This window comes from Streptomyces sp. NPDC051738, assembly GCF_044453205.1.
Classification (GTDB): domain Bacteria; phylum Actinomycetota; class Actinomycetes; order Streptomycetales; family Streptomycetaceae; genus Streptomyces.
Window position 1 is genome coordinate 18,366 of the sequence record NZ_JBITCM010000034.1, and the last position, 15,606, is coordinate 33,971.

Genomic DNA, 15,606 nt, shown 5'->3' on the forward strand with positions numbered 1-15,606 from the left:
GTTTCGCGACGTTTGAGCCTCGTCACATAGTTCGACATGGGCGTAAATGTGACGAGGCGCCAACAGTGCGTCTTGGGGGGACTCTGGGGGGAGCGATCGCCATGCGATCCACGAGCGCCATCACGATTCACAGACCCGAGGAGCTGAACGAGTCGCTGCGCCGGGCGTGGCACCGGGCGATGGACGAGTCGCCCGACTACGCCAACCCCTTTCTGGCACCGGAGTTCACGGTCGGCGTGGGCAGGTACCGCGGTGGGGCCCGGGTCGCGGTGCTGCACGAGAACGGGGAGGCCGTCGGCTTCTTCCCGTACGAGCGCAACGCGGCCGGCGTCGGCCGCGCCATCGGTTTAGGCCTCTCCGACTGCCAGGCGCTGGTGCACCGGCCGGGGGTCAGCTGGGACACCCGTCGACTGCTGCGGGCCTGCGGCATGTCCGTCTTCGAGTTCGATCACCTCGTTCAGGAGCAGCAGCCGTTCGGCCCGTACGTCACGGGGACGTTCGCCTCGCCCGTGCTCGACCTGAAGCCCGGCGAGGGCGACTATCCGGAGTGGCTGCGCGCCACCTACCCGGGTCTCGCCAAGACGACGCTGAAGAAGGAGCGGCGGCTGGGCCGGGACGCGGGGGAGGTGCGGTTCGTCTACGACGAGCGCGACCCGCGCGTGCTGCGCACGCTCATGCGGTGGAAGTCCGCCCAGTACCGCAGGACGGGGCGGATGGACCGGTTCGCCAAGCCGTGGATCGTCGACCTGGTGGACCACCTCTTCCAGGTCCGCGAGGAGCACTTCACCGGCATCCTGTCCGTGGTGTACGCCGGTGACCGGCCGGTCGCCGCGCACTTCGGGCCCAGGTCGCGCACCGTGTTCGCGGCCTGGTTCACCGCCTACGACCCCGAGTTCGGCTACTACTCGCCCGGACTGATGATGCACCTGAGGCTGGCCGACGCCGCGGGCCGGGACGGTGTGACGCTCATGGACATGGGGCGCGGCGCGAAGGAGTACAAGGACTGGCTCAAGACCCGTGAACTGCGGGTCGCCGAAGGGTTCGCGGCCCGCCCGCACCCGGTGGCGGCGGCCCACCGGATGTGGCGCAGACCGGTGCGGGGCCTGAGAAACACGGTCCTGGCCCATCCCGGACTGCGCGAGCCCGCCGACCGGCTGCTGAAGACGGTCGGCACGCTGCGCACCTCGGGCCCGGCCCACTCACCGGGGGTGGGAGCCCGCGCTCGCTGAGCGGGATCCACTCCTGTCACACGTCATACGTCACGCGACGGCGTCGTCCGCACGGCCCCTCGTGGTCTCCAACACCCCGCAGGGCGGCCTGGATCGACGCGCGCGAGCGCACACCATCGCCCGCCCCGGGCGACCTTCTTCGTACCCTTCCACGGAAGAGGTGACCATGCCGTACGGATCGCGGCTCGCCGCGATGATGACACGGCGCATCGGACGCGAATGCGTCTACACGCCCTCGGCCCGACTGGCCCTCTACCTGGCGCTGCGGCGCTGGTGCCGGCCCGGCGGACGGGTGCTGATGTCCCCGGTGAACGACGACGTGATCCTCTTCGTCGTCCTCGCCGCCGGACTGCGCCCCGTCCAGGCCCCCGTGTCCCGGTGGGACGGAAACATCGACCCGGCCGCCGTACCGGAGTCCACCTGGCGGAACGTGGACGCCGTCCTGACCACGAACCTGTACGGCCTGCCCGACCGCGTCGTCGAACTGCGGCGCCGCTGCGACCAGTTGGGGATCCCCCTGATCGAGGACGCGGCCCACGCCATCGGCGCGCACGTGGACGGGCAGCCGATCGGGACCTTCGGAACGGCGGCCGCGTTCAGTCTGTCCAAGCACGTGGCGGGTATGGCCGGTGGGTTCCTCGCCGTCGAGGACGCGCCCACCCGACGGGAACTGGAGCTGCTGCGCGACGACCTGCTTTCGCCGCGGCGCCTGCGCGACGACCTGACCACCACGCTGCGCCCGCTGGCGCGGTCGGCCGTACGCAAGCTCCACCTGGTGCGTCCGGTGTGGCGCACCATGCAGCGCCTGAAGCTGCTGGAACGCGACGAGTTCCGCATGGCCCTGCACGCGCCCCGCCTCGCCGGCAGCGCCCGTCAGGCACCGAGCCTGACCGCGTACGAACCCTGGGTACGGGTCGACCTGCACGGCTTCCGCTCCCGCCACGGGGCCCTGGTCCGGGGGCAGTTGGAGCTGCGGATGGCCCGGCTGGACGGGAACCTCGCCCGCCGCCGGGCCGGTGTCGCGCTGCTCTCGGGCACCACCTGGGCCACCCCGGCCCTGCGCGACCGGGCGGGCGACGGCCCGCCGTCCCTGTTCCGGGTGCCGCTCCTCGTCCACGACCGCGACGCCCTCCTCGAACGCCTGGTGAACCACGGCGTGGTCGCGGGATACGTCTACGACCCGCCGCTCGACGACTACGCGGGCGCCGAGTTCGTCGAACCGTCCCCCGACCCCTCCGCCGCCCGCTGGTTCGCCGCCCACAGCCTGCCGGCCGACCCCCTCCTCGCCCGCAGGATCGCAGGCGCCCTGACCAGGGAACGGGCCACGCCCGCACACCCGCCCCTCCCGACCTCGCCCCGGTTCGACACCACGGCCACGCCTCCCACGCCCCTGGGCCAGTAGGGCCTGCCGACCATTCCTCCGGGGGAGTGTTCCGGGCCAGTCCCGGGCGCCCGGGTGGCGTCGGCCCGCGCCGCCCGGCCCCGCCTTGCCTACCCTGGAGACGTGACCCGCCCCAACGACGAGGTCGCCGCGCTGCTCCAGGAGTACGCGGACCTGATCTCGATCACCGGAGGAGACGCGTTCAAGTCACGCGTCTACGAGAAGGCCGCCCGGGCGATCGGCGGCCACCACGCTGACGTGTCCAAGCTGGACGTCAAGGGCCTCAAGGAGATCCCCAACGTCGGCAAGTCGATCGCCGAGAAGGTCGTCGAGTACTTCGCCAACGGCAGCATCTCCGCCGTCGAGGAACTGCGCGCGAAGATCCCCGCCGGGGTCCGGCAGCTGACGGCCATCCCCACGCTCGGCCCGAAGAAGGCCCTGGTCATCTACCAGGAGCTGGGCATCTCCACCACCGAGGAACTCGCCGACGCCATCCACGAGGAGCGGCTGCGCGACCTCAAGGGCTTCGGGCCGAAGACCGAGGAGAACATCCTGCACGGCATCAGCCTGCTGCAGTCCTCCGGCGACCGCGTCCTGATCGACGTCGCCATGAGCCTCGCCGAGGACATCGTCGCCGAGTTGTCCCAGGTCACCGGCTGCGAGCGCTGTGCTTATGCGGGCTCCCTGCGCCGCGTCCGCGAGACGATCGGCGACGTCGACATCCTCGTCGCGGCGAAGCGGCCGCAGCCGATCATGCGGGCCTTCACCGAGCTGCCGTACGTCTCGGAGGTCATCGCGCACGGCGAGAAGAAGACGTCGATCCGCACCACCAAGGGCCTCCAGGTCGACCTGCGGGTCGTACCGCCGGACTCCTGGGGCGCGGCGATGCAGTACTTCACCGGATCCAAGGCGCACAACATCCGCACCCGCGAGATGGCCGTCCACAAGAAGCTCAAGCTCTCGGAGTACGGGCTCTTCGACACCGAGACCGGGAAGAAGATCGTCTCCAGGACCGAGGAGGACGTGTACGCCCGCCTCGGCCTGCCCTGGATCCCGCCCACCCTGCGTGAGGACCGGGGCGAGATCGAGGCCGGGCTGCGCGGCGAACTGCCCGACCTGGTCCAGGAGAAGGACATCCGGGGCGACCTGCACACCCACACCGACCTCACCGACGGGCTCGCCCCGCTGGAGGAGATGGTCGCCGCTGCCGCCGAGCGCGGTTACGCCTACTACGCCGTCACCGACCACGGGCCCGACATGGCCATGCAGCGCATGACCGACGAGCGGATCCTGGCCCAGCGCGCACACGTCCGCGAGCTGGACGGCGCGTACGGCAAGCGGGGCAAGCGGGGAGGCATGCGGGTGCTGCACGGCGCGGAGCTGAACATCGGCCCCGACGGCGACGTGGACTGGCCGCCGGAGTTCCTCGCCGGGTTCGACCTGTGCGTGGCCTCGGTCCACTCGCACTTCAACCAGGGGCGCGCGGCGCTGACCCGGCGGATCGTCCGGGCCTGCGAGAACCCGCACGTCCACATCATCGGCCACCCCACCACTCGCCTCCTCGGCAAGCGCCCCGCCATCGACGTCGACCTCGACGAGGTCTTCGCCGCCTGCGCGCGCACCGGTACGGCCCTGGAGATCAACTCCCATCCCGACCGGCTCGACCTGCGCGACGAGGACATCCTGCGGGCCAGGCGGCACGGCGTGAGGTTCGCCGTCGACAGCGACGCCCACGCCGTCATCCATCTGGCCAACCTGCGCTACGGAGTGGGCACGGCCCAGCGCGGCTGGCTCACCAAGGACGACGTGATCAACACCTGGCCGCTCACCCGACTGCGGCGGTTCCTGGAGAAGCGGCCCTGAAGGGGCCACGTTCTCCCGAACCGGACAGGTCAGGTCTCGCTTTGTTCATGTCGCCGCAGAGGGGTTGTCCTTACATTCCGTCCCTGCCTAGGGTCGCCTTCGTAGTGCAAGCGCTTTCTGAAGCGGGCTGTCCATCGGCCGTCCGAGGAGAACTGCATGTCCCCAAGTACCGTCCGCCGCCGCGTCGCCGTGATCGGCACCGGTGCCATCGTCAGTGGCAGCCATCTCCCCGCGCTGAGACATCACGCTGACCGGGTGGAGCTGGTGGCCGCCGTCGATGTGGACCAGGCACGGCTGGACGCCTTCCGGCAGCTCGCCGGAGCGGACGTCGCCGGGTACACCTCGACGGACGACATGCTGGACGCCGTACGCCCCGACCTGGTCCTGATCGGCACGCCGCCGTCGCTGCACCGGGAGCAGACGGTCGCCGCGCTCAAGGCGGGTGCCTGGGTGCTGTGCGAGAAGCCGCTGTGTCTGTCGCTCGCCGAGTACGACGACATCGCGGCGGCCGAGGAGGCGTCGGGGGCATACGCGTCGGTCGTCTTCCAGCACCGGTACGGCTCCGGAGCGGTGCACGCCCGTGAGCTGATCGCCGGCGGGGAGCTGGGCGCCCCGCTGGTCGCGCACTGCCAGACGACCTGGCACCGGGACGCCGCGTACTACGCGGTGCCGTGGCGCGGACGGTGGGCCACCGAGGGCGGCGGGCCGACCATGGGGCACGGCATCCACCAGTTCGACCTGCTGCTGCATCTGCTCGGCCCGTGGGCGGAGATCCGGGCCATGGCCGCACGCCTGGTGCACGACACCGAGAGCGAGGACGTCTCGACGGCCCTCGTGCGCTTCGCGAACGGCGCCCTCGCCACCGTCGTCAACAGCGTGCTGTCCCCGCACGAGGTCAGCCGTATCCGCGTCGACTGCGCCGACGCGACGGTCGAGCTCACCCACCTGTACGGCCACCGCAACGACGACTGGGTCTACACCCCGGCCCCGCACGTCCCGTCCGAGCGCGCCACGGCCTGGCGCACCCCCGCGGCGGATCTGCCCAGCTCGCACACGGCCCAGCTCGGCGCCCTGCTCGACGCCTACGACAACGGTGTCCGACCGCCCGGCAGCGGCCCCGACGCCCGGGCCACCCTCGACTTCGCCGCCGCCCTCTACAAGGCGGCCTTCACGGGAAGCCCGGTGCACGCGGGCGAGATCCGGCCGGGCGACCCCTTCTACCCGGCCATGCACGGCGACCACCCCCACTGGGCCCCCAAGGAGCGCGCATGAGCATCCGCGTCACCCACGCGCACGGCGACCACATCGCGGTGACGGCGGCGAACGGCACCGAGATCCTTCGCTACGTCTACCGACCCGACCCCGAGGCCTTCGAGTCCCGCAAGCCCTACGCCCACCCCGTGCGCACCCTCGCCGGGCACACCGTGACCGGCTACCGGCCCAGCGACCACCGCTGGCACAAGGGCCTGCAGATGACCGCGAGCCATCTGTCCGGCCAGAACTTCTGGGGCGGCAACTGCTATGTGCACGGCGAGGGTTACCTCCCGCTGCCCGAGCGCGTCGGCTCGATGCGGCACGACGGTTTCGGCGAGTTCACGGTCGAGGACGACCGGCTCGCCTTCACCGAGGAACTCACCTGGGTCGAGAACGGCGGCCAGGAGTGGGCGCGCGAAGTGCGCGGGCTGACCGTCCACTCGGTGGACGAGGAAGCCGGCGCCTGGGCCCTGGACTGGTCGATCCGGCTGACCAACCTCCGTGGCGAGCCGCTGGCCTTCGGCTCGCCCACCACCGCCGGCCGCGAGATGGCCGGGTACACCGGACTCCAGTGGCGCGGTCCCCGGGACTTCACCTCAGGCACCGCCTTCGGCCCCGACATCGACGGAGGAGCAGGCGCGGACGCGGGCAAGCTGATGGGCACGCAGGGCCCGTGGCTCGCCTTCACCACCGAGCACGACGACGTCGACGGGCACTCCACGCTCGTCTTCGCGCACGCGCCCGAGAACCTCGACGAGCAGGCCGCGATCCACGAGTCGCACTGGTTCGTGCGCGCGGAACCGATCCCGACGGTCGCGTTCTCCTGGGCGTTCTTCGAGGAGTTCGAGCTGCCGCCGGGCGAGTCCTTCGCGTATCGCTACCGGGTGGTCTTCGCCGACGGGGCCTGGGACCGGGAGCGGGTGGCCGCGCACCTGGAGGGGCTGTCGTGGTGAAGCCCGTGAAGCCCCACCTTCCGCATCCACTGCCCGGCGCCGTCGGCCTGTCCCACCTCAGCGCCTACGACTGGGAGGCAACCGACGGCGTGTGCGGCGGCAGCCCGCATCTGCACCTGGTGTGCACGGAGGCGTACGTCGTCACCGGCGGCCGGGGCGCGGTGCAGACGCTGAGCCCCGACGGCTACCGGGACATCCCGCTGGAGCCGGGCTCCGTCGCCTGGTTCACGCCCGGGACCGTGCACCGTATGGTCCAGGGCGGTGATCTGCGCATCACCGTGCTGATGCAGAACAGCGGACTGCCGGAGGCCGGCGACGCCGTGTTCACCTTCCCGTCCGAGGTGCTGGCCGATCCGGACCGGTACGCCGCCGCGGCCACCCTGCCGGCCGGCACCGGCCCGGAGACCGCGGCTGCCGCCCGCCGCCGCCGGGACCTCGCCGTCGAGGGCTACCTCGCCCTGCGTGAGGCGCTCGTCGCCGGGGACAACGGACCGTACGTCGAGTTCCAGCGCGCCGCCGCCCGGCTCGTGCGCGCCAAGGTGCCGAACTGGCGGGAGCTGTGGCGGGCGGGCGCGCTGGCCACCGCCGAGCGCACCGGCGCCCAGCTCGACGCGCTGGAGGCGGGCGAACCGGCGTATCTCGCCGACGCGACCGCGCACGAGACCGCGCCCACCCGGCTCGGCGGGTTCGGGATGTGCGGCCGCCGGGACGAGTACAACCTGCCGGGGACGACGCTGCCTTACGGCGGCGAGTAGCAGGCCGGGGGGCCAAGAGGGCCAAGAGGGCCGAGGGGGGCCAACAGAAGTTCCGAGGAGAGGAGAGGTGACCTCGGCATGCCCGGACACAGGACAAAGGGGTTCTGCGCTTCGGCCGTCGCACTCGTGCTCTGCGCGATGGCGGCCGGTTGCGGGGGATCCGGGGAATCGGTCGGCGGCGGCAAGGTCGTGCTGCGCTACACGTGGTGGGGCAACCCCGACCGCGCGGAGCGCACCGAGCAGGCCGTCGCCCTGTTCGAGAAACAGCACCCGGACATCCAGGTGCAGACGTCGTTCTCGGCCTACGAGGCCTACAAACAGAAGCTCGCCACCCAGGCCGCGGGCGGCGACGCCCCCGACGTGATGCAGCTCGACTACCGGCAGATCGACCAGTACGCCTCCGGCGGCGTCCTGCTCGACCTCGCCCGGCAGAAGGCCGTACTGCGCACGAGCGAGATCGACCCCGGGCTCCTCGCCACCGGCCGGCTCGACGGCACGCAGTACGCGATTCCCCAGGGCCGCGGCACCGAGACCGTCGCCTACGACGTCAAGGTGTGGAAGGAGTCCGACGTTCCGCTGCCGGGCCGGAACTGGACCTGGAGCGAGTGGGCCGACACCATGCGCGCCCTGGCCGAGAAGACCGGCAAGCCCGGCGCCACCGACCCCGGCCAGAGCGAGGACTGCTTCGAGGTCTGGCTGCGCGGCCAGGGCAAGTCCCTCTACAGGAAGGACGGCGGCCTCGGCTTCACCGCCGACGACCTGACCCGCTGGTGGACCTTCACCGACAAGCTCCGGCGCGAGGGCGTCGTCTCACCCGCCGAGCAGACCACGCAGCTCGACGGCTCCGTCGAGAACACCCCGCTCGGGCGCGGCGAGGCCGTCGCCGACTCCAACTGGGACGCCCCGGCCAGCGGTTACCTCGCCCTGATCCCCGGCGGCGTCGCGCTCGCGCCGATGCCGTCCGGCGAGGACGGCACGCCCGGCCAGTACTTCAAGCCGTCGATGTTCCTCGGCGTCGGCGCCAACACCGGTCACGCGAAGGAGGCGGCCCAGCTCGTCGACTTCCTCATCAACGACGAACAGGCGGCGAAGATCCTCGGCGCGACCCGCGGCATCCCCGTCAACGAGTCCGTACGCGAGGAGATCGAGCCTCAGCTCAAGGACTTCGACAGGACGATCGCCACCTACCAGTCGTCCCTCGAAGGCTCCCTCAAGGACCCGCCGCAGGCCCCGCCCTCCGGCGACAACGCCCTGCAGGCCACCTTCCAGCGCGACTACGACCAGGTGTCTTACGAGCGCATGTCGCCCCGCGAGGCGGCCGAGAACTACGTCACCGAGGCGAAGGCGGAGCTGAGGTCATGACCACCACCGACATACCCGCGCCCACCGCCCCCGCCACCGGGCCGGCCAGGCCCTCGAAGCGCCGCCCCAAGCGCGAACGCCAGGGCCCCGCCTGGGTGTTCCTGTCCCCATGGGTGCTCGGCGCGATCGTCCTGACCCTGCTGCCGATGGCCGTGTCGCTGTACCTGTCCTTCACCGACTACGACCTGTTCAACCCGCCGCGCTGGGTGGGCCTGCGCAACTACGTCCAGATGTTCACCGAGGACCCGCGCTACTGGCGATCGGTCGTGACCACGCTGACGTACGTCGTCATCGCCGTGCCGCTGCAACTGGCGCTCGCCCTCGTCGTCGCGCTCGCCCTGAAGTCCATGAAACGCGGCAAGGGCTTCTACCGGTCGGCCTTCTACGCCCCTTCACTGCTGGGTGCGTCGATGTCCATCGCCCTCGTCTGGCGCGCGGTCTTCAACGACGGCGGCACGGTGGACCACCTGTTCGGCACCGGCGGCTGGGTCAACAAGCCCGGCTGGGCGCTGCTCGCCGTGGCACTGCTGACGGTGTGGCAGTTCGGGGCGCCGATGGTCATCTTCCTCGCGGGACTCCAGCAGATCCCGAGCGAGCTGTACGAGGCGGCGGCCGTCGACGGGGCCGGGAAATGGCGGCAGTTCCTGTCCGTCACCGTGCCCATGCTGTCCCCGGTCCTGTTCTTCAACCTGGTCCTGCAGACCATCCAGGCCTTCCAGGTCTTCACGCCCGCCTTCGCGCTCAGTGCCGGCAAGGGCGGCCCCGCCGACTCGACCCTCGTCTACACCCTCTACCTCTACGACCGCGGCTTCGTCGCCTCCCACATGGGCTACGCCTCCGCCATGGCCTGGGTGCTGCTGATCGTCATCGGCGCCGTCACCGCGGTGCTGTTCCGCACCTCGCGCTCCTGGGTCTTCTACGCCTCCGAGGGGGACCGATGACAACAACCACAACTCCGGTCGTCCGCAAGCCCGTTGCCTGGGGCCGGATCGCCCTGCACCTCGGCTGCCTGGCCGCTCTGCTCGTCATGCTGTACCCGTTGGCCTGGCTGCTGGCCACCTCGCTGAAGCCCGCCGACGAGGTCATCGCGAGCCTCGACCTGCTGCCCAGCCACCTGGAGTGGTCGAACTACTCCACGGCCCTGGACGGCATCAACGACGTGTCCATCTGGCGGCTGCTCGCCAACTCACTGCTGATCGCGGGCGGCGCGGTCCTCGGCAACGTCATCAGCTGCTCGCTGGCCGCCTACGCGTTCGCGCGCCTGAGGTTCCGGTTCCGCGGACCGCTGTTCGCGTTCATGATCGCCACGATCATGCTGCCGCACCACGCGGTGCTGATCCCGCAGTACATCATCTTCAACCAGCTCGGCCTGGTGAACACCTACTGGCCGCTGATCCTGCCGAAGTTCCTCGCCACCGAGGCGTTCTTCGTCTTCCTCATCGTGCAGTTCATGCGTGGACTGCCGCGCGAGCTGGAGGAGGCGGCCCGCATCGACGGCTGCGGCCCCTTCCGCAGCTTCTTCCAGGTCGTGCTGCCGCTCACCCGCCCCGCCCTGATCACCACGGCGATCTTCACCTTCATCTGGACGTGGAACGACTTCTTCACCCAGCTCATCTACCTCTTCGACCCGGACAAGTTCACGCTCACGCTCGCCCTGCGGTCGTTCGTGGACGCCTCCAGCACCTCGGCGTTCGGCCCCATGTTCGCGATGTCCGTGATCGCGCTGCTGCCGATCGTGCTGTTCTTCCTCGCCTTCCAGCGGCTGCTGGTGGAGGGCATGGCCAGCTCCGGAATCAAGGGGTGAGCGAGGTGCCGGCACGTGAGGCGGGCGAGGTGTTCGGCCCGCGGATGACCCTCTTCGCCGACGTCCTGAGCGTCGGCCTCGCCACGGCCGTGGCCAGTCTGCCGCTGCTGACCGCCCCGGCCGCGCTGTCTACGGCCTGCGCGGTGCTGCGGGGTACCCGGGAGGACCAACCCGCCACCGCCGGGCGGTACTTCGCGCTGCTACGGCGTCGGCTGCGCACCGGCGACCTGGCGGCGGGCGCCCTCGCGGTGGCGGGAGTGCTGCTGCTGGCCGCCGATCTGGCCCTCGCGCGGGCGGGGCTGCCGGGTGCGCCGCTGTTCGCCGTGGTCGCCGCCGCGATCGGCGCCTGTGCCATGGTGGTTGGCCTCCGGGCCTGCGCCCGCCGTGAGTCGCTCACCGACTGGCGTACGGCGGTGCGCGAGGCCGCCCGGGACTCCGTGCGGGACGTGGGCGGCAGCGGCCTCGTGCTGCTCGCGGTGGCCACCGCCGCCCTGTGCGCGTGGATGCTGGTGCCGCTGGCGTTCCTCGCCCCGGGGCCGTTGGCGCTGGCGGTCACCGCGGTGGACGTACGCAGGGGAGGATGACGTCGAATTCATCCCCGGATCTCCTTGCATGTCCATGAGTTAACGGGCCATTAGGCGGCATGCGGTGTAAAGGGACCGTTGGAGTGTCAATCATCTTGTCATGAACCTGCGGCCCGACGGGCGGGCCGCAGCCTCATGGAGGTGTGGAATGCGCCGCACACTCACCACCGGTCTCGCCGCCTCAGCCCTCTCCCTCGTGACCGTCTTCGCCACCGCCTCGACCGCCGACGCCGCCCCCGCCGACAAGCCCCAGGTCCTGGCCAGTTGGACCCAGACCAGCGCGTCCAGCTACAACGCCTGGGCCGCCGCCCGCGGCAACCAGTCCGCCTGGTCCGCCTACGGGTTCGACTGGTCCACCGACTACTGCTCCTCGTCCCCGGACAACCCCTTCGGCTTCCCCTTCTCCAAGTCCTGCGCCCGGCACGACTTCGGCTACCGCAACTACAAGGCCCTGGGCGCGTTCGACGCCAACAAGGCGCGCATCGACAGCGCCTTCTACGAGGACCTCAAGCGTGTGTGCGCGGGCTACGGCGGTGCGACGAAGTCCGCCTGCAACAGCACGGCCTGGACGTACTACCAGGCCGTGAAGGCCTTCGGCTGACACGTCGTCACGGGCAGAAGGGCGCCGCATGAGCGGCGCCCTTCTGGCTTTCGGTGCCCTCTTGGCTTTCGGCGGTCACCTGGCTTCCGGCGGCGCCTCCTGGCTTTCGCCAAGGATCAGTTCGCGGCCCGGAACGACCGCAGCCGCAGCGAGTTGGCCACCACGAACACAGAGGAGAAGGCCATGGCCGCCCCGGCGATCATCGGGTTGAGCAGCCCGGCCGCGGCGATCGGCAGAGCGGCGACGTTGTAGGCGAAGGCCCAGAACAGGTTGGACCGGATGGTGCCGAGCGTCCTGCGGGAGAGCCGGATCGCGTCGGCGGCGGCGCGCAGATCGCCACGGACCAGGGTGAGGTCGCCGGCCTCGATCGCGGCGTCCGTGCCGGTGCCCATCGCCAGCCCCAGGTCGGCCTGCGCCAGGGCCGCCGCGTCGTTGACCCCGTCGCCGACCATCGCGACCGAACGGCCCTCGCCCTGCAGCCGCTTGACGACGTCGGCCTTGTCCTGTGGCAGCACCTCGGCGATGACGTCCTCGGGCGCGATACCGACCTCGCGGGCGACGGCGTGGGCGACGGTCTGGTTGTCGCCGGTCAGCAGGATCGGGGTGAGGCCGAGGGCGCGCAGTCGCCGGATCGCCTCGGGACTGGTCTCCTTCACCGCGTCGGCGACCTCCAGCACCGCCCGTACCTCTCCGTCCCAGGCGACCGCGATGGCGGTACGACCGGACTCCTCGGCCTCGGACTTGGCGCGCCGCAGGTCTTCCGGCAGCTCCATGGCCCACTCTGCGAGGAGCCGCTCCCGGCCCACCAGCACCGCGTGGCCCTCGATGATGCCCTGCACTCCGAGCCCGGGCACGTTCGCGAAGTCCTCCGGCGTCGGCAGCGATCCCAGCTTCTCCAGCGCGCCCTCGGCCACGGCGCGGGCGATCGGATGCTCGGAGGCGTGCTCCAACGCGCCGGCGAGTCGCAGGACTTCGGCCTCGTCGGTGTTGTCGGCGGTGTGTACCGCCAGCAGGGTCATCCGGCCGGTGGTCACGGTGCCCGTCTTGTCGAGGACGATCGTGTCGACCTTGCGCGTGGACTCCAGGACCTCCGGCCCCTTGATCAGGATGCCGAGCTGGGCGCCCCGCCCGGTGCCCACCATCAGCGCGGTCGGCGTGGCCAGGCCCAGGGCGCAGGGGCAGGCGATGATCAGGACGGCGACCGCAGCGGTGAAGGCGGCGGCCGGTCCGGCGCCGTTGCCGAGCCAGAAGCCGAGGGTGGCGAGCGCGAGGGCGATGACGATCGGCACGAAGACGGCGGAGATCCGGTCCGCGAGCCGCTGTGCCGCTGCCTTGCCGTTCTGCGCGTCCTCCACCAGCTTGGCCATCCGGGCGAGTTGGGTGTCGGCGCCCACCCGGGTGGCCTCGACGACGAGACGGCCGCCCGCGTTGATCGTGGCACCGGTGACCGGGTCGCCCTCGGCGACCTCGACCGGCACGGACTCGCCGGTGAGCATCGAGGCGTCCACGGCCGACGAGCCCTCGACGACCGTGCCGTCGGTGGCGATCTTCTCGCCGGGACGCACGAGGAATCGGTCGCCGACCTTCAACTCCGTGACAGGGACGGTCTGTTCGGTGCCGTCGGTGCGCAGGACGGTGACGTCCTTGGCGCCCAGCTCCAGCAGCGCCTTGAGCGCCGCGCCCGCCTTGCGCTTGGAGCGGGCCTCGAAGTAGCGGCCGGCCAGGATGAAGGCGGTGACCCCGGCCGCCGCCTCCAGGTATATGTTGCCGGCGCCGTCGCTGCGGGCGATGGTCAGCTCGAAGGGGTGCGTCATGCCCGGCTCGCCCGCGGTGCCGAGGAACAGCGCCCACAGGGACCACAGGAACGCGGCCGACGTACCGACCGAGATCAGGGTGTCCATGGTGGCCGCGCCGTGCCGCAGATTGGTGAACGCCGCCTTGTGGAAGGGCCACGCGGCATACGTCACGACGGGCGCCGCCAGGGTCAGGGACAGCCACTGCCAGTACTCGAACTGCAGGGCCGGGATCATGGCCATCGCGATGACGGGCACGGCCAGCGTCACGGCGGTGACCAACCGCTCCCGCAGCGGCCGTAGTTCATCGTGGTCGAGGCGATGGGGTACACCGCGCTCGTCGCCGCTCCCGGTCGCGTCGGGCGCGGGTGGCGCGGGCTCCTGCGCGGTGTACCCCGTCGCCTCGACGGTGGCGATCAGGTCCCGGACGGAGACCTCGCCGACGTAGCTGACCTTCGCCTTCTCGGTGGCGTAGTTGACCGTGGCGGTCACCCCGTCCAGGCGGTTCAGCTTCTTCTCGATGCGCGCCGCGCACGAGGCGCAGGTCATGCCGCCGATGACGAGCTCTGTCTCGGTGGCGGGGTGGGACGCGGTGGTGGTCATCGCTGCTCCTGTGGCGGGGTGCGGGTGGAGTCCGGTGCGGCCGGGCCCCGGCGGTCGGGGGTGCGAGTCAGGCCGCGCGGCCGGTGAGCTCGTAGCCGGCCTCGTCGACGACCTCGGCGATCAGGGCGTCGTCGGGCTCGGTGGTGCTGCTGACGGTGACCCGGCCGGTCGCGAGATCGACGCCGACCTCGGTGACGCCGTCCAGCTCGCCGATGACCTTGGTGAGCGTGGCCTTGCAGTGGGCGCAGCTCATACCGGAGACGGCGTAGGTGGTGGTGGACACGGGTTCCTCCTTGGGTACGGGGTGGGGGTATCCTTGTTCGGTGTTCCATGTATACCCCCAGGGGGTAGGCAAGGCAAGTGTCGAACCGGGTTGACTTGATACCCCCTGGGGGTATGGTGAAGTGCATCGAAGGACCCCACCGAGGCATCCGACCCGCAGGAGACCGCCATGAATGCCGGACTGAGGATCACCGCGTTCGCCGCCGCACTGGCCGCGACCTTCGGCACCGCCTACGGCATGGGCCAGGGCCTCGACCCCGTTGTCGACGAGCCCGCGCCCGCCGCCCACGACAGCCACAGCGAGTCGTCACCGGCCGCGGAGGGAGGCGGCGGGCACGAGACGCAGCCGGTCGGCGGGCTGCAGATGTCCGAGGGCGGCTACACCCTCGACCTGCGGACCCCGAGCGTCACCGCCGGGACCCGCTCCGACCTGCGCTTCGTCATCCGCGACAGCGCCGGTCGCGCCGTCACCGCCTACGAGCGCGACCACGAGAAGGAACTGCACCTCATCGTGGCCTCACGCGATCTGGGCACCTACCGCCATCTGCACCCCACCCGCGCCGCCGACGGCACCTGGACCATCCCCGTCGAACTGCCCCGTGCCGGCGGCTACCGCGTCTTCGCCGACTTCACCCCGGCGAAGAAGGGCGCCGAGAACCTCACCCTCGGCGCGGACCTGGCGGCCTCGGGCTCCTACCGGCCGCAGCAGCTGCCCGCGCCCAACACCACGGCGAAGATCAACGGCTACGAGGTCCGGCTGGACGGCGCCCTGCGTCCGGGCAAGGCGAGCGAACTGAAGCTGAAGGTCTCGCGCGACGGCCGCCCGGTGACCAACCTCCAGCCCTACCTCGGCGCCTACGGCCACCTGGTCGCCCTGCGCTCCGGCGACCTCGCGTACCTCCACGTCCACCCGGGCGGGGAACCCGGCGACGGTACGACCAAGCCCGGCCCGCAGATCTCGTTCACGGCCACGGCGCCGAGCAACGGCGCCTACCGGCTGTTCCTCGACTTCAAGCACGAGGGCGAGGTGCACACCGCGGCGTTCACCGTCCGGACCGGTGCGTCGGCGGCGCCCACCTCGGAGGCGCCCACGCACGAGGACGGGGCCGAGCAGCACGGGCACTGAGGGCAGGGGCGCTAGG

14 protein-coding genes are annotated in these 15,606 nt (G+C 71.2%); 12 read left to right on the forward strand and 2 right to left on the reverse strand.

The window, feature by feature from the left end:
- The first annotated feature begins 101 nt into the window (after positions 1-101).
- The 11 genes from ACIA8X_RS44370 to ACIA8X_RS44420 all read left to right on the forward strand — a co-directional run bounded on the left by ACIA8X_RS44370 (position 102) and on the right by ACIA8X_RS44420 (position 11,786).
- Entirely contained in the window at positions 102-1,229 is a 1,128-nt protein-coding gene (locus tag ACIA8X_RS44370) for a GNAT family N-acetyltransferase (RefSeq protein WP_399460648.1), read from the forward strand.
- Positions 1,230-1,395: 166 nt separating this feature from the next.
- A complete protein-coding gene (locus tag ACIA8X_RS44375) occupies positions 1,396-2,631 on the forward strand; it encodes a DegT/DnrJ/EryC1/StrS family aminotransferase (RefSeq protein WP_399460649.1) in 1,236 nt (411 codons plus the stop codon).
- 102 nt (positions 2,632-2,733) lie between these two features.
- Positions 2,734-4,473 carry a DNA polymerase/3'-5' exonuclease PolX gene (polX, locus tag ACIA8X_RS44380; protein ID WP_399460650.1) on the forward strand — a complete coding sequence of 580 codons (1,740 nt, stop codon included), beginning with the start codon at positions 2,734-2,736 and terminating at the stop codon, positions 4,471-4,473.
- A gap of 156 nt (positions 4,474-4,629) precedes the next feature.
- The gene (locus ACIA8X_RS44385) at positions 4,630-5,745 is read left to right on the forward strand and encodes a Gfo/Idh/MocA family protein (RefSeq protein ID WP_399460651.1); all 1,116 of its coding nucleotides are present in this window, start codon (positions 4,630-4,632) and stop codon (positions 5,743-5,745) included.
- Positions 5,742-6,680, forward strand: a complete 939-nt coding sequence (locus tag ACIA8X_RS44390; protein ID WP_399460652.1) for a PmoA family protein — start codon at positions 5,742-5,744, stop codon at positions 6,678-6,680. The genes ACIA8X_RS44385 and ACIA8X_RS44390 overlap by 4 nt, the downstream gene beginning before the upstream one ends.
- Entirely contained in the window at positions 6,674-7,435 is a 762-nt protein-coding gene (locus ACIA8X_RS44395) for a cupin (RefSeq protein ID WP_399460653.1), read from the forward strand. The genes ACIA8X_RS44390 and ACIA8X_RS44395 overlap by 7 nt, the downstream gene beginning before the upstream one ends.
- A gap of 78 nt (positions 7,436-7,513) precedes the next feature.
- Positions 7,514-8,797 carry an ABC transporter substrate-binding protein gene (locus tag ACIA8X_RS44400; protein WP_399460654.1) on the forward strand — a complete coding sequence of 428 codons (1,284 nt, stop codon included), beginning with the start codon at positions 7,514-7,516 and terminating at the stop codon, positions 8,795-8,797.
- Positions 8,794-9,738 (forward strand): carbohydrate ABC transporter permease, encoded by a 945-nt coding sequence (locus ACIA8X_RS44405; RefSeq protein WP_399460655.1) that lies wholly within the window; start codon positions 8,794-8,796, stop codon positions 9,736-9,738. Before ACIA8X_RS44400 ends, ACIA8X_RS44405 begins: the two co-directional genes overlap by 4 nt.
- Positions 9,735-10,601: a carbohydrate ABC transporter permease gene (locus ACIA8X_RS44410; protein WP_393460672.1), complete on the forward strand. Its 867-nt coding sequence runs from the start codon at positions 9,735-9,737 to the stop codon at positions 10,599-10,601. Before ACIA8X_RS44405 ends, ACIA8X_RS44410 begins: the two co-directional genes overlap by 4 nt.
- Positions 10,602-10,645: 44 nt before the next feature.
- Positions 10,646-11,185: a hypothetical protein gene (locus ACIA8X_RS44415; protein ID WP_399460671.1), complete on the forward strand. Its 540-nt coding sequence runs from the start codon at positions 10,646-10,648 to the stop codon at positions 11,183-11,185.
- A gap of 148 nt (positions 11,186-11,333) precedes the next feature.
- Entirely contained in the window at positions 11,334-11,786 is a 453-nt protein-coding gene (locus ACIA8X_RS44420) for a phospholipase (RefSeq protein WP_399460656.1), read from the forward strand.
- A 116-nt stretch (positions 11,787-11,902) separates the two neighbouring features.
- Here the strand turns inward: ACIA8X_RS44420 and ACIA8X_RS44425 are convergent, their stop codons facing one another.
- A complete protein-coding gene (locus ACIA8X_RS44425) occupies positions 11,903-14,182 on the reverse strand; it encodes a heavy metal translocating P-type ATPase (protein WP_399460657.1) in 2,280 nt (759 codons plus the stop codon).
- Positions 14,183-14,249: 67 nt separating this feature from the next.
- Complete coding sequence (locus ACIA8X_RS44430; RefSeq protein WP_399460658.1) at positions 14,250-14,465, reverse strand: heavy-metal-associated domain-containing protein; 216 nt, start codon at positions 14,463-14,465, stop codon at positions 14,250-14,252.
- 168 nt (positions 14,466-14,633) lie between these two features.
- On the opposite strand from ACIA8X_RS44430, the gene ACIA8X_RS44435 reads away from it, so the two are divergent.
- Complete coding sequence (locus ACIA8X_RS44435) at positions 14,634-15,590, forward strand: hypothetical protein (protein ID WP_399460659.1); 957 nt, start codon at positions 14,634-14,636, stop codon at positions 15,588-15,590.
- Positions 15,591-15,606 lie beyond the last annotated feature (16 nt).